This is a genomic window from Herbiconiux moechotypicola, assembly GCF_024979255.1.
In the GTDB taxonomy this organism is placed as follows: domain Bacteria; phylum Actinomycetota; class Actinomycetes; order Actinomycetales; family Microbacteriaceae; genus Herbiconiux; species Herbiconiux moechotypicola.
In genome coordinates, this window is the sequence record NZ_JANLCN010000009.1 from 30095 (window position 1) to 44595 (window position 14501).

A 14501-nucleotide genomic window follows, 5' to 3' on the forward strand; every position below is an offset into this window, starting at 1 on the left:
AAGGCCTGAGCCTCAGCCGGTCCAGCCCCACGACCACGGCCCGGGCGTGCGCAGCAGTGCTGCGACACGCTCGGGCTGGTCGTCGTGGGGGAGGGCCGCGGCGGCAGCGCGGGCGGCGGCGACGGTCTCCGGATGCACGGCGCGGGCGAAGCGCTCGAAGAGCGGCGGCAGGTGCAGGGCCGGGGTGTCCTGCCGCGAGGCCATGGCCTCGGCCAGGGCGAGCAGCTCGAGCGGCACGGCGACCGGGATCGACGGCGCGCACTCGGCGGCCCACACCGCGAGCCCCACGATCGACGATCCGAGCACGGGCCGGTCGGTGTAGCCCCGCGACGGGCCACGGAGACTCGCGAGCGTGCGGGCGCGGAGGCGCCGGGCCAGCCGCAGCCGTTCGCCGGCCGTTCCGGTGCCGTCGAGCACCAGGGCCGCCAGCGTCGCCGACAGCACCATGCGGTACCACGGCGAGGAGCGCATCCGCGGGGCGCTGAACGTGTCGGCGGCCCGCTGGTACACGGCCCGCGCCTCGGCCACCTGCCCGGCGGCCCGGTACACCTCGGCGAGACCGGCCAGCCCGATCGACGACACCTCGATCCCGTCGTCGACCTCTCCCGACGACACGGTGAGCCGCTCGAACACCGCTCGCGCCTCGTCGAGGTCGCCGACGGCGATCTGATTCGTGGCGATGACCCACTCGAGCTGGCGCAGGTCGCCGTCGGCGCCGAGCGCCACGAGACCCTCGCGGGAGCCCCCCGCCCACTCGAGGGCGAGGCGGGGCTCGCCGGCCTGGCTGTAGAGGGCGCCGAGCATCTGCCCGCCCATGGCCGTACCCCAGGTGTCGCCCAGCGCATCCGCCATGCGCACCGCTGCTCTGGCTAGCGCGATGGCGTCGTCCCTCCGACCCTCGTTCTCGGCGGCGATGCTGCCGACGAGGTTGCCGAGGAGCGCGCTGCGAGGGTCGGGCGAGTCGATCGCGCGCTGCACGGCGGCGTGCAACGACCGCTCGGTGCGCGCCGAGAGCACGACGTCGACCATGGTGGCCAGGCGCGGATCGCTCGCCGTCCAGACCGCGGCGAGCGCGCGCAGCCGCGAGAGCGGCCGCACCGCGAACCGCAGGTCGACGATCATCATGTGCGCCACCGTGAACACGAGCCCCACGGCCAGCTGCGCCGTCTTCTCATCGTCGCCGTCGTCTTCGGGGCGATAGGCCGTGACCGCTCCGAACACGGCCCGGCCGAACGCCATCACCTCTCCGTGGGCGCTCCTGAGCGCCCAGTAGTGGGCGAGCAGGGCGTACACGGCCACGACCACGTCGGGTCGCGCGGCGTCGATGGCGCGGCGCAGCACGTCGATGAGGTTCTCCTCGTCGGCGGCGATCGCGGCGAAGGCGGCCACCTGCTCCGCCCCGTCGCTGCGGGCGATGTGGTGCGCGGCGAAGGCGTCGGCCCAGACGAAGAGGGCCTCCTGCACCTCGCCGCTCTCCCCGGCGGCGCGCAGCCGGTCGCGACCGAACTCGCGGACCGTCTCGAGCATCCTGAACCTCACCCCGCTGCGCCCCTCGGCGACGACGAGCAGCGATTGGGCGACCAGCGTGTCGAGCAGGTCGGCGACTGCGTCGGCCTCGCCGCCCAGAACCGAGGCCGCGCCGTCGAGGGTGAAGCCGTCGGCGAACTCCGAGCAGCGCACCAGCGCCCGCTGTTCGGCCGTGCCGAGCAGGTTCCAGCTCCACTCGATCACCGCGAGCAGCGTGCGGTGCCGCTCGGGGGCGGAGCGGTCTCCCCCCGAGAGCAGCACGAAGCGGTTCGAGAGCCGGCGTTCGACCTCGTCGACGCCGAGTGAGCGGATGCGCGCCGCGGCGAGCTCGATGGCCAGCGGCAGGCCGTCGAGGCGCTCGCAGAGCCGTGCCACGGTCTCGAGCGGGAGCAGGGCGCCCGGCCGGGCGGCGGTCGCGCGGTCGACGAACAGCCGAACGGCGGGGTCGTCGAGCAGGTCGTGGGGGTCGTCGGAACCGGCAGGGCGCCCGAGCGGCGGCAGCGGGTACACGCGCTCGGCGGCGATGGCGAGCGGGGTTCGGCTCGTGGTGAGCACGACCAGCTCGGGCAGTTCGGAGGTGAGCTCGCTGCACCACTCCGCGGCCGCGTCGACAATGTGCTCGCAGTTGTCGAGCACGAGGAGCGTTCGACCCTCGCCGAGGCGGTTGAGGATGCGGGTGCGGAGGTCGGCGCGCACCAGGTGGTCGGCCAGGCGCGAGCTCGTGGCGGCCTCACGGATGCCGAGCGCCGAGCCGAGGGCGAACACGAGGTCGTCGCCGGCCCGCACACCCGCGAGCTCCACCACGTACACGGCGTCGAAGCGGCGCGAGCCCCCGGGCAGTGTTCTGCGCGTGGCGCGGGCAGCCAGCTCCTGCGCCACGCGGGTCTTGCCGAGACCTCCGGCGCCCAGGACGGTGGTGACGCGCGACCGCTCGAGGAGCGCCTCGAGCGCGGTGATGTCGTGGTCGCGGCCGAGCAGCTCGTTCGGCGCGGCGCGGACCCCGCGCACGACGACCGGGGTGGAGGCCGCGGTGAGGGCGAGGGCCGTGGCGGCGAGTGAGGTCGCCTCCCGCTGCAGCAGGTCGAGGTTGAGCTCCTGCAGCGGCAGCGAGGGGCTGCTGCCGAACGCGTCCTGCACCCGCTCGCGGAACTCCGCGAACACCGCCAGGGCCTCGGTGGGCCGCCCCTGCTCGTCGAGCGCCCGCATGAGCAGCAGGTGGGCCCGGTCGTCGAACGGTGCACCGGAGGCAGCACGCCGGGCGGCCGTGACGGCGGGCCGGCCGAGCCTGAGGGCCGCCTCCGCCGCCGTGACGGCGAGGGCGTGCTCCGCGGCAGCCGCTCGTTCGCGCAGCGCCCGGCCGAGCTCGTCGTCGAACTCCGCACCCGCCTCGCCCCGCCACAGCTCGAGCGCGCCCGAGGCGAGCGCGGCGGCGGTCTCCGCGTCGTCGCGGTCGAGTGCTGCGGCCGTCTCGACGACCGCGCGCTCGGCCCGCGCCAGGTCGCTGCCGTCGCTCCCGAGCCGGTAGCCCGACGGTGTCGACTCCACCACACCGTCGCCCGCCGCGGCGCGCACCCGCGACACGAGGGCCTGCAGTGCCGCCTTGGCTCCGCGAGGGGCGTCGTCGCCCCAGATGTCGTCCACCAGCGCCGGCACCCCCACCGTGGCCGGCGCCGCGAGCGCCAGCGCGACGAGGAGCGCCTTCGACCTCGCTCCCGACGGCTCGACCAGCTCACCCGCCGCCGTGCGCACCTGCACCGGGCCGAGCATCCGCACCAGTGGCGGGCGCGAGAGTGTGTCGGGCGCCCCCGCATCCGGCACCCCGCCGACCTCGTCTCCGCTCACCCCCGCAAGCCTAGGGCCGGGGAGTGCCGTACGCAGCAGCGCGTGCCCAGGGTCTGATCAGGGCGGCGTGCCACACTGGAGGCAAGGCCGCCGCGCGGCCTCCGGACGAGGGCGCAGTACCCGGAGAGCGACAAGACTGACCATGAGGGAGTGGTCGTCGTGTCGTGGATCGTGCTCATCGCATCCGGGGTTCTCGAGGCCGTCTGGGCGACCGCGCTCGGGCGCTCCGCCGGGTTCACCAGGCTCTGGCCGACGGTCGTGTTCGGGGTGGCGCTGGTCGCCTCGATGGGCGGGCTCGCGTTCGCGCTGCGCACCATCCCGGTCGGCACCGGCTACGCCGTCTGGGTCGGCATCGGCGCGTCGCTCACCGTGCTCTACGGCATGACCCTCGGCGGCGAGGGCTTCTCGCTCGTGCGCACCCTCCTCGTGCTCGGCATCGTCGCCTGCGTCATCGGCCTCAAGCTCACCCACTGAGCGGCGGTCGCGCGGGAGGCGCAGCGTCAGGCGGCGAGCAGGTGCACCGCACCGAGGGAGAGCGCGGCGATGAGCGCCCACGACCCCAGGCCCACGACGAGGGCGCGCCAGCCCGTGCGGGCGAGGGCGGCGAAGCGGATGCTCGACCCGAGCGCGAACAGCGCCAGCGAGAACAGCACGGTCTGCACCAGGTCTGCGACGTCGAGCACGCCGTTCGTGACAGAGGCGCCGGCGGAGGCGTCGACGAGCGGCAGCACGAAGGTGCGCACCAGCACCGCAGCCACGAACCCCACGATGAACAGCGGCACCAGCGGCGGCCGCTTCCCCGCCGGCTGCACCACCCGCTCGGGGTGACCCTCGGGCAGGGCGGCGAGCCGCGCATCCCGCCGCCGTTTGGCCATGCCCACGATCGCCACCATCGGCGCGAGCGTGAGCACCCGCGTGAGCTTCACCACCACGGCCGCGGCCAGCGCCGCCGGGCCCGCGATCTGCGCGGTCGCCACCACCTGCCCCACGTCGTGCACGCTGAGCCCCACCCACACGCCGAAGTCCTCGGGCGAGAGGCCGAGCGGGATGCGCAGCGCCGGCAGCACCGCGATGGCGAGCGTTCCGCAGAGGGTCACCAGGGCGATCGGCGTCGCGCTGTCGTCGTCCTTCGACCGGGTGACCGCGCTCATGGCACCGACGGCGGAGGCCCCGCAGACGGAGAAGCCCGCCGCCACGAGGATCGGCTGCGTGCCGGGGAGCCCCATCACCCGCCCGAACCACAGGGTGGCCGCGAAGGTGATGCCCACGATCGCCACGATCACGGCCACCGTCTCCCAGCCGAGGCTCGCGATGTCGACGAGGCTGAGCTTGAGTCCGAGCAGCACGATGCCGATGCGCAGCAGCCGCCGCGCGGCCAGCCCGAGCCCGGCCTTGAGCGGCCCGTCGAGCATCCGCTGTGCCGCCGGGAGCTGCGCGACCACGACGCCGAGCACCACCGCCGCGGTGAGGGTGGGCACCGCGGGCACTGCGAGGTGCACGAGGAACGCGAGGACGGTCGCCGCAGCCGCCACCGCGAGGCCGGGCAGCAGCCTCGTCATGCCCGGGTCATCGCCACGTGGGCAGCCAGTAGTGCAGGCTCAGGAACCACGCCGGCACGGGCATCCCCGTCCACACGGGGTAGAACCACGCCGACACCAGCACGCACACCTCGAGGAACGCCCCCACCAGTACGAGCGACCGCGTGCGCAGCCACCGCGGATCGCCCCGCGACCCGAGCGCCATCCCGATCACGAAGGTGAGCCCCAGGATCATGTAGGGCTCGAACGCGATCGTGTAGAACTGGAACACCGTGCGGTTGATGTAGAGCAGCCACGGCAGGTACCCCGCCACCATCCCCATGAGGATGAGACCCACCTGCCACTCGCGCTTGCGCACCAGCCGGTAGACCAGGTAGAAGATCGCCGCCGTCGCAGCCCACCAGATGATGGGGTTCGCGATGGAGGTGATGTTCTCGTAGCAGGTGGTGCCGCCGCAGACGGAGTCGTCGACCTGGTTGACGTACATCTGCGTGGGCCGCACGAGGAACAGCCACGACAGCGGGTTGGCCTGGTAGGGATGCGGCGAGTGCTCGTTGACGTGGTAGTTGTACACCGCCACCTCGAGGTGCCAGAAGTTCTGCACCGCGAGCGGCACCCACGCGAACGGGCCCGTCCATTCCCCGTTCGAGTCCTGCGCCCAGGTGCGGTACATGCCGCCCGAGGTGGCGAACCAGCCGATCCAGGTGACGAGGTAGCTGGCGAGGGCCAGCGGCACGAGCAGCAGGAAGGTGACGGGGCCCTGCTTCAGCACCGCCGAGCTGAACCAGAGTGGGATGCCGAGCCGGCGCCGGGCGAGTGCGTCGACCACGATGAGGTACACCCCGAACGCGGCGAGGAAGTACAGACCCGACCACTTCACCGAGGAGGCGAGCCCGAAGGCCACCGCGGCGGCGAGCACCCACGGCCGGTTCCAGAGCGCCGGGCCCCAGTCGGGCGCCCTGCCCTTCGTCTCCTCGGCCCTAGCCACGGCGGCCGCCAACCGGGTGGCGTGCCACTGCCGGTCGAGCAGCACCGCGCCGAAGCCGAGCAGCAGGAACAGCGCGACGATGCCGTCGAGGATGCCCACCCGGCTCATCGAGATGGCGTGCCCGTCGATCGCGAGCAGGAACCCGGCGATCGTGCCGAGCAGGGTGGAGTGCAGCAGCCTCGTGGCGATGAGGGCGGTGAGCAGCACGAGCAGGATGCCGCACACGGCCACCGCGATGCGCCAGCCGAACGAGCTGTCGGGGCCGAACAGGGCCATGCCCGCGCCGATGATCCACTTGCCGAGCGGCGGATGCACGGCGAACGACGCGTTGGTGTGGAACAGCGCCGTGCCGCCCGCGGCGAACTGCCCGTCGACGTCGGCGGGCCAGCTCGCCTCGTAGCCGAGGTTCCAGGTGGTCCAGGCGTCTTTGACGTAGAAGGTCTCGTCGAACACGAGGCTGTGCGGGTGGGCGAGGTTCACCAGCCGCAGCACGGCGGCGAGGAGGGTGACGGCGAGCGGTCCGCCCCAGCGCCACATCCGCTCCCGCGCCGGGGTGCTCATGAGCCGCTGCCACCAGTCGTCGAGTCGAGAGCCGGTGGGTTCGGGCGCGGGCGGTTCGGGCACGGCGGGCGCGTCGGGCTGCGCGGTGGGGCCGGATGCGGGGTCCGGCCCGGATGCGGTCGTCACCTCGGAGCTCACCGGCCCATGCTAACGGGTGGCCGGGTGCGAGACTGGGGAGATGCTCATCCTCGCCGCGACGCCCATCGGCAACCTCAAAGACGCGTCGCTGCGCCTGATCGAGCTGCTCGAGGGCGCCGAGGTGGTGGCGGCGGAGGACACCAGGGTGACGGCGAAGCTGCTGCGCGCGCTCGGGGTGGAGAACCGGCCGCGCCTCATCCCGCTGCACGAGCACAACGAGCGCGAGAAGGCCGCCTCCCTGGTGGAACTCGCCCGCGACGGTGATCTGGTGCTCGTGAGCGACGCCGGGATGCCCGCCGTCTCCGACCCCGGCTATCAGCTGGTCGCCGCCGCCGTGGCCGCCGGGGTGGGGGTGACCGTCGTGCCCGGTCCTTCCGCCGTGGTGACGGCGCTGGCGCTCTCCGGACTGCCGACGGATCGCTTCACCTTCGAGGGCTTCCTGCCGCGCAAGCGCGGCGAGCGCACGGCGGCGTTCCGCGCCCTCGCCCGCGAACCCCGCACGATGGTGTTCTTCGAGTCGCCGAACCGGCTCGCCGAGTCGCTCACCGACCTCGCGGCCGAGCTCGGCGCCGAGCGCCGCGTGGCGGTCGTGCGCGAACTCACGAAGCTCTACGAGGAGGCCAGGCGCGGCACGGCCGCCGAGCTCGCGGAGTGGGCGGCCGCCGGGGTGAAGGGCGAGATCGTGGTGGTGGTGGCGGGTGCCGAGCCGCTCGCGGTCGACCTCGCCACCGGCGTGGAGCAGGTGCTCGAGCTGGTCTCCGACGGGCAGCGCCTCAAAGACGCCGCCGCCGCGATCGCCGAGGCCACGGGCCTGTCCCGCCGCGATCTCTACGAGGGCGCACTCGCGTCACGCCGCTGACCGTCACGCCCCCGCCTCGGCGTCACACAGCGGGCCGGGCGGCTGGCGGCCTTTAGGATGGTCAGCATGTCCGACGGCTCCTCGTTCTACATCACCACGCCGATCTTCTACGTGAACGACGTGCCCCACATCGGGCACGCCTACACCGAGGTCGCGGCCGACGTGCTGGCGCGGTGGCACCGGCAGGCCGGCGACGACACCTGGTTCCTCACCGGCACCGACGAGCACGGCCAGAAGATCCTGCGCACCGCCACCGCGAACGGCGTCACCCCCAAGCAGTGGGCCGACAAGCTCGTGGCCGAGGCCTGGGAACCGCTGCTCGCGACCATCGACATCTCGAACGACGACTTCATCCGCACCACCGAGCCCCGGCACGAGAAGAACGTGCAGCTCTTCCTGCAGCGGCTCTACGACGCGGGCTACATCTACACCGGCGAGTACGAGGGCTACTACTGCGTGGGCTGCGAGGAGTACAAGCAGCTCTCCGACCTCGTCGACGGCACCGGACAGTACGAGGGGCAGCTGGTCTGCGCCATCCACTCCAAGCCGGTGGAGCTGCTCAAGGAGCGCAACTACTTCTTCCGCATGAGCGACTTCGCCGAGCGGCTTCTCGCGCTCTACGAGGAGCGCCCCGACTTCGTGCAGCCCGAGAGCGTGCGCAACGAGATCGTCTCGTTCGTGCGCCGCGGCCTCACCGACCTCTCCATCTCGCGCCAGACCTTCGACTGGGGCATCAAGGTGCCGTGGGACGAGTCGCACGTGGTCTACGTGTGGTTCGACGCCCTGCTCAACTACGCCACCGCCGCCGGCTACGGCTCCGACGACGAGAAGTTCGCCCGCCTCTGGCCCGCCACCCACATCGTGGGCAAGGACATCGCGCGCTTCCACGCCGTCATCTGGCCCGCCATGCTCCTGGCCGCCGGGCTCGAGGTGCCCCGCCAGGTGTACGGCCACGGCTGGCTGCTGGTCGGCGGCGAGAAGATGTCGAAGTCGAAGCTCACGGGCATCGCCCCCGAGCAGATCACCGACACCTTCGGCTCCGACGCGTTCCGCTACTACTTCCTGCGCGCCATCAACTTCGGCCAGGACGGCTCGTTCTCGTGGGAGGACCTCTCGGCCCGCTACCAGGCCGAGCTCGCCAACGGCTTCGGCAACCTCGCCTCGCGCGTGGTGGCCATGGTCACCCGCTACTTCGACGGCGCGGTGCCCGCCGCGGTGGAGGGCGCGGTGACGGATGCGGAGCGCCGCATCCGGGAGACCGAACGCCGCGTCACCGCCGCCGCCGACTCGGCCATCGACCGGCTCGCCGTGCACGAGGCCATCGCCCGCATCTGGGAGCTCGTCGACGAGCTGAACGGCTACATCACCGAGCAGGAGCCCTGGGCCCTCGCGAAAGACCCGGCGCAGGCCGCCCGCCTCGCCACCGTGCTGAACACCGCGGTGCGCGGCATCGGCACCCTCGCCGTGCTGCTCTCGCCCGTGGTGCCGGAGGCCGCCGCCAAGCTGTGGACCGCGCTCGGCGGCGCCGGCACGGTGCAGCAGCAGCCGATCCGCTCCGCGTGGGAGTGGGAGGGCGGCGCCCGCGTCGAACCGCTGGAGGCCCTGTTCCCGCGGATCGAGGTCGAGGCGACCGCGTGACGCTCCCCGAGCACGACCCGCAGCGCCCGCCCGTCTTCCTGCGCGAGCGCGAGCCGTCGGAGCGCACCGAGCAGGCCTACCCGCCGCTGCCCGAGGCGCTCGTCGTGCCGGTGTACGACAACCACACGCACCTCGAGATCGCCCACGGCTCCGACCCGATCGACTTCCACGAGCAGCTCGACCGCGCCTCGGCCGTCGGCGTGCGGGGCGTCGTGCAGGTGGGCACCGACCTCGAGACCTCGCGCTGGTCGGCCGAGCAGGCCGCCCGCGAGCCGCGCATGCTCGCCGCGGTCGCCCTGCACCCCAACGAGGCCCCGGTCTACGCCGAGGCCGGCGGGCTCGATGCGGCGCTCGCCGAGATCGCCGAGCTCGCCTCGTGGCCCCGCGTGCGCGCGGTGGGCGAGACCGGGCTCGACTTCTTCCGCACCGAGACCGAGGCGGGCCGCGAGGCGCAGTACCGCTCCTTCGAGGCGCACATCGAGATCGCGAAGGAGAACGGCATCGCGCTGCAGATCCACGACCGCGACGCGCACGCCGAGGTGATCACCACGCTCAAGCGCGTGGGGGCACCCGAGCGCACGGTGTTCCACTGCTTCTCGGGCGACGCCGAACTGGCCTCGATCTGCGCCGAGAACGGCTGGTACCTCTCCTTCGCCGGCAACGTCACGTTCAAGAACGCGCACAACCTGCGCGAGGCCCTCGAGACCGCCCCGCGCTCGCTGCTGCTGGTCGAGACGGATGCGCCGTATCTCACCCCGATGCCCTACCGCGGCCGCCCGAACGCCCCGTATCTCGTGCCGCACACGCTCCGGGCCATGGCCGCGCACCTCGGCACTGACGTGTCGATGCTCGCGGCGCAGATCTCCTCCAACACCGAGCTCGTGTACGGCCGGTGGGAGGACGAGCCGGTGCAGGCCTCGTGAGCGAGCAGCCGGGTCGGCCCGCATCCGTCGCGCTTCTCGGGCCGGCCGAGGTGCGCGACCTCGCGGCGATGCTCGACCTCACCCCCACGAAGAAGCTCGGCCAGAACTTCGTCATCGACGCCAACACCGTGCGCAAGATCGTGCGGGCGGCGCGGGTGGAGGCCGGTGACGTGGTGGTGGAGATCGGCCCCGGTCTCGGCTCGCTCACCTTCGGGCTGCTCGAGGCGGGGGCCGCGGTCGTGGCGGTCGAAATCGACCGGCGGCTCGCCGCGCAGCTGCCCCTCACGGCTGCGCAGCTGGCCCCGGAGGCGTCGCTCACGGTCGTGCACGACGATGCGCTGCGGGTGCTCGAGCTGCCGTCCGAGCCCTCGCGACTCGTGGCGAACCTGCCCTACAACGTCTCAGTACCCGTGCTGCTGCACTTCCTGGAGCACTTCCCGTCGATCCGCTCGGGGGTGGTCATGGTGCAGGCCGAGGTCGGGCACCGGCTGGCCGCGGCGCCCGGGTCGAAGGTGTACGGCTCGCCCTCGGTCAAGGCCGCGTGGTATGGCGACTGGAGGATCGCGGGCCAGGTGAGCCGCCAGGTGTTCTGGCCGGTGCCGAACGTCGACTCCGTGCTCGTGGGGTTCGACCGGGTGGGCAGCGGGCTCGACAGCGAGGAGCTGCGGGTGCGCACCTTCGAGATCGTCGACGCCGCCTTCGGGCAGCGGCGCAAGATGCTGCGGCAGGCGCTGTCGACCGTACTGGGCGACTCGCAGGAGGCCACGCGCATCCTCACCGCCGCCGGGGTCGACCCGATGGCCCGGGGTGAGCAGCTCACGGTGCACGACTTCCTCGCCGTGGCGCGCGCCACATCCTGAGCTGCCGTCCGGCGACCCGGCCGTCATAATTCGACACCGTCTTACCGCGTGTTGCGGAGAGCAGGCGCGCCGCGGAGGTGCCCGCCTAGCGTCGAGTCGTGGCCAGGCAGATCGACACCCTCGTGGTCGGCGGCGGCTCGACGGGAACCGCCGCCGCCTGGCGGCTCGCCGCGCGCGGAGTCGAGGTGGCCGTGCTGGAGCGGCGGCCCGAGCATCCGGCGCACCGGGCGGGGGAGAGCCTCGACGCAGCGCTCGCGCCGGAGGGCTCGTTCGTGTCGACGGCGCACTCCGACACCGTGCTGCTGCCGCTCGTGGCCGACTCGGTGCGACTGTGGCGTGAGCTGGAGGAGCAGGTCGGGTCGGTCGTGCTGCGGCGCGTGGGGGGCCTTCGGCACGGCGACGATCCCGCGCTCGACGAGGTCGCGGTCGTCGCTCCCCGGTTCGGCATCGACGCAGAGCGGGTCGACCCCGCCGGCACCCGCTGGCCGCGGGTGCGACTCGACACCGCCGCGGTGTGGTCGCCCGCGACGTCGGCGGTCGGCGTCGAGCACGCGACGGCGCGCCTGCGGGTCGCGGCCAGGCAGAACGCGGCGGAGTTCCGGTTCGGGACCGCGGTGACCCGCATCCGGGTGCTCGGCGACGACCGGGCGCTGGTGGAGGCCGTCCCGGTCGACGAGGGCGGCGCGCGGGTGGGCCTCGCGGAGGAGTGGGAGTGCCGCCGGCTGGTGGTGTCGCTCGGCGCCTGGACGACCAAGCTCATCGGCCCGCTCGTGGTGCTGCCGCGACTGACGGTGTCGCGCGTCGAGACGGCCACCCTCGTCGCCTCCGACGGCTCGCCGGAGCCGATCCCCGTGCTCGAACACCGCCGCTCGCCGCGCGACCCCCGCTTCGGCCACTGGCTGGCGCCGCGGCTCGTGGCGGTGCCGGTGCCGGGCGGCGTCGAGATCAGCTGGCTGGGCGACGGGCCCGCCGCCGGGCGGGCGGTGCGCGATCCGGATGCGCGGCCGGCGCGTCCGCCGCGGCAGGCGGCCTCGGCGCTCGCGCGGTACACCCGGGAGTGGCTGCCGTCGCTCCAGCCCTCCGAGACCACGCCTCTGCGCTCGAGCCTGCACACGGTCGCGCGCGACGGCCGATTCGTGATCGACCGCGTGGGACCCGTGTCGGTGGCGGTGGGCTTCTCCGACCACGGGCTCACCTTCGCACCCGCCGTGGGCGAGCTGCTCGCCGACCTCGCCGAGGGCATCCGGGCCCCCGCCCCGTTCTCGCTGCGGCCGGGTCTGCGGGCCGGGGCCGCCGCATCCGGCTCACCGGTCGCATCCGGCGCACCGGCCGCATCCGCACCGGTCGCATCCGCACCCTCTCCATCACCCTCGAGGAGCTGACATGACACGACACCTGAAGATCGGCGCCGCCTACCACGGGGTCGGCGGCCCCGGCCAGCACGAGCTCTGGAAGAACCCCGAGCTCGAGCCCGACTCGGGGGTGCGCATCGAGAAGTACATCGAGTGGGCGCGCATCGCCGAGGAGGGCAAGCTCGACTTCTTCTTCATCGCCGACTCCACCTTCATCACGCCCGACTCGCCGCCGCACTACCTCAACCGGCTCGAGCCGCTCACCATCCTCGCGGCCGTCGCCACCGCCACGAGCCGCATCGGCCTGGTCGGCACGCTGTCGACCTCGTACAACTCGCCGTTCAACACGGCGCGGCGCTTCGCCTCGCTCGACCTCATCTCGGGCGGGCGCGCCGGGTGGAACATCGTGACCAGCACCGACGAGGGCACCGCGGGGCAGTACGGGCGCGAGGAGCACTACGACTACGCCGAGCGCTACGGGCGTGCGCGGGAGCACGTGCGGGTGGTGCAGGAGCTGTGGGACAGCTACGAGGACGACGCGTTCCCCTACGACGTGCCGGGCGACCGCTTCGTCGACAGGTCGAAACTGCACCCGGTGAGCCATCACGGCCGCTACTACGACGTGGAGGGGCCACTGAACGCCATCCGGTCGGCTCAGGGGCAGCCCGTCATCTTCCAGGCGGGGGACTCCGACGAGGGCCGCGACCTCGGTGCCGCCGTGGGGGAGGGCATCTTCACGTTCGCGCCCACCCTCGAGGCGGGGAAGGCCTTCGCCGCCGATATCAAGGCGCGGGCGCGCACCCTGGGGCGCAGCGCCGACGAGGTGCTCGTGCTGCCGGGCGTGGCGCCGATCGTGGCCGACACGGTGGAGGAGGCCCGGGCGATCGAGCGGGCGGTGCACGACGCCAAGCCCTTCGACAAGCAGCTGGCCATCTTCAGCCGCGCCTTCGGCTGGCACGACTTCACGCGGTACGACCTCGACGCGCCGTTCCCCGAGCTCGGCGACATCGGCGAGCTCTCGGCCCGCACGCAGTCGCGCCGCATCAAGGAGCACGCCCGCACGCACGGGCTCACCCTGCGCGAGACGGTGCTGCACTTCTCGGGGTTCCGGCCGTCGCCGTTCACGGGCACAGCGCAGACCGTGGCCGACGAGCTCGAGCGGTGGTTCGAGGAGGGCGCGCTCGACGGCGTCATCCTGCTGCAGAACCTGCCGAGCGACTTCCGGCGGTTCACGGGCGAGGTGCTGCCCCTGCTGCGGGCGCGCGGACTGTTCCGCGACGAGTACGAGGGGTCGACCCTGCGCGGGCACCTCGGCCTCGCGGTGCCCGAGAACCGGCACACCGCGACGGCCCGCACCGCAGCGGCCCGCACCGCAGCGACCGCGGCTCGCACCGCACCGACCGCGGCGCGCGCCACGGCGTGAGAGGATGCGGTGCGTGAGCACCGTCGACCTGACCACACTGCACTGGGGTGAGCCGCACGCGGGTGGGGCGGATGCGCGGCCCACGGCACTCCTGCTGCACGGTCTGCCCTCGGCGGCCGGCACCTGGTGGCGGGTGGCCGACGCGCTCGCCGATCGGGGCTGGGCGGTGACGGCACCCGACCTCCGTGGTCACGGCGCCTCGCCGCGCACGGTGCGCTACCGTCTCGAGGACTACGCGGCCGACGTGGCGCGCCTCACGCCCGCCGGGCGAGGGTCGTCGGGCGGAGCGCCGTGGAATCTCGTGATCGGCCACTCGCTCGGCGGTGCGGTCGCCGTGGTCGCCGCCCACGCGCATCCGGAGTGGGCCCGTGCCCTGCTGCTGCTCGACCCGGTGCTCACCGTCGCCCCCGAGGAGGCCGACGGGCTCGTCGCCGAGCTGCTGCCCGACCTCGAGGCGCTCGACGCGGCGGCGCTGCACCGTGCGCATCCGCGCTGGCATGTGGAGGACGCCGTGCAGAAGGTGAACGCCGCCCGGGTGGTGAGCCCCTACACGGTCGAGCGCACCATCCGCGACAACCCCGACTGGGCGCTGGTGGAGACCGTGGCCGGGCTGCCCGTGCGGGTGCGGGTGCTGGCGGCCGACCCGGCGCTGGGGGCGACGTTCACGGCGGCGACCGGTGAGCGGCTCGCCCGCGAGGCCGCCGACTTCGGCTTCCGGGTGCTGCAGGGAGTGTCGCACTCGGTGCACCGAGAGGATGTGGACGCGGTGGTCGCGGCCGCGGAGGAGGCGGTGGCGGAGTTGCCGGAGATCGCCTGAACGCCCCCTGATCGGGGGACCTCGCCGCGTGGGCT

At 73.4% G+C, this 14501-nt stretch carries 11 protein-coding genes and 1 riboswitch; of the genes, 8 read left to right on the plus strand and 3 right to left on the minus strand.

What is annotated here, in order from left to right; genetic code table 11:
- Nucleotides 1-12 precede the first annotated feature (12 nt).
- Entirely contained in the window at nt 13-3369 is a 3357-nt protein-coding gene (locus tag N1031_RS14305) for an ATP-binding protein (RefSeq protein ID WP_259480375.1), read from the minus strand.
- Between the two features lie 81 nt (nt 3370-3450).
- Nucleotides 3451-3513: riboswitch (guanidine-III (ykkC-III) riboswitch) on the plus strand.
- A gap of 15 nt (nt 3514-3528) precedes the next feature.
- Between N1031_RS14305 and N1031_RS14310 the strand changes: the two genes are divergently transcribed.
- Nucleotides 3529-3843: a DMT family transporter gene (locus N1031_RS14310; RefSeq protein WP_259480524.1), complete on the plus strand. Its 315-nt coding sequence runs from the start codon at nt 3529-3531 to the stop codon at nt 3841-3843.
- Between the two features lie 26 nt (nt 3844-3869).
- Here N1031_RS14310 and N1031_RS14315 read toward each other — a convergent pair whose 3' ends face one another.
- Nucleotides 3870-4928: a YeiH family protein gene (locus N1031_RS14315; protein ID WP_259480376.1), complete on the minus strand. Its 1059-nt coding sequence runs from the start codon at nt 4926-4928 to the stop codon at nt 3870-3872.
- A gap of 7 nt (nt 4929-4935) precedes the next feature.
- Nucleotides 4936-6594 carry a dolichyl-phosphate-mannose--protein mannosyltransferase gene (locus tag N1031_RS14320; RefSeq protein WP_259480377.1) on the minus strand — a complete coding sequence of 553 codons (1659 nt, stop codon included), beginning with the start codon at nt 6592-6594 and terminating at the stop codon, nt 4936-4938.
- 40 nt (nt 6595-6634) lie between these two features.
- On the opposite strand from N1031_RS14320, the gene rsmI reads away from it, so the two are divergent.
- From rsmI to N1031_RS14355, 7 genes are all read left to right on the plus strand, one after another.
- On the plus strand, nt 6635-7453 hold the full coding sequence (rsmI, locus tag N1031_RS14325) for a 16S rRNA (cytidine(1402)-2'-O)-methyltransferase (RefSeq protein ID WP_259480378.1): 819 nt from the start codon (nt 6635-6637) through the stop codon (nt 7451-7453).
- Between the two features lie 66 nt (nt 7454-7519).
- Nucleotides 7520-9091 carry a methionine--tRNA ligase gene (metG, locus tag N1031_RS14330; protein ID WP_259480379.1) on the plus strand — a complete coding sequence of 524 codons (1572 nt, stop codon included), beginning with the start codon at nt 7520-7522 and terminating at the stop codon, nt 9089-9091.
- A gap of 38 nt (nt 9092-9129) precedes the next feature.
- Complete coding sequence (locus N1031_RS14335; RefSeq protein ID WP_375163643.1) at nt 9130-10014, plus strand: TatD family hydrolase; 885 nt, start codon at nt 9130-9132, stop codon at nt 10012-10014.
- 68 nt (nt 10015-10082) lie between these two features.
- On the plus strand, nt 10083-10874 hold the full coding sequence (gene rsmA / locus N1031_RS14340) for a 16S rRNA (adenine(1518)-N(6)/adenine(1519)-N(6))-dimethyltransferase RsmA (protein ID WP_259480525.1): 792 nt from the start codon (nt 10083-10085) through the stop codon (nt 10872-10874).
- A 98-nt stretch (nt 10875-10972) separates the two neighbouring features.
- The gene (locus N1031_RS14345) at nt 10973-12256 is read left to right on the plus strand and encodes an NAD(P)/FAD-dependent oxidoreductase (protein WP_259480381.1); all 1284 of its coding nucleotides are present in this window, start codon (nt 10973-10975) and stop codon (nt 12254-12256) included.
- A 1-nt stretch (nt 12257) separates the two neighbouring features.
- Nucleotides 12258-13649 carry an NtaA/DmoA family FMN-dependent monooxygenase gene (locus tag N1031_RS14350; protein WP_259480382.1) on the plus strand — a complete coding sequence of 464 codons (1392 nt, stop codon included), beginning with the start codon at nt 12258-12260 and terminating at the stop codon, nt 13647-13649.
- A gap of 13 nt (nt 13650-13662) precedes the next feature.
- The gene (locus N1031_RS14355) at nt 13663-14466 is read left to right on the plus strand and encodes an alpha/beta fold hydrolase (RefSeq protein WP_259480383.1); all 804 of its coding nucleotides are present in this window, start codon (nt 13663-13665) and stop codon (nt 14464-14466) included.
- Nucleotides 14467-14501 lie beyond the last annotated feature (35 nt).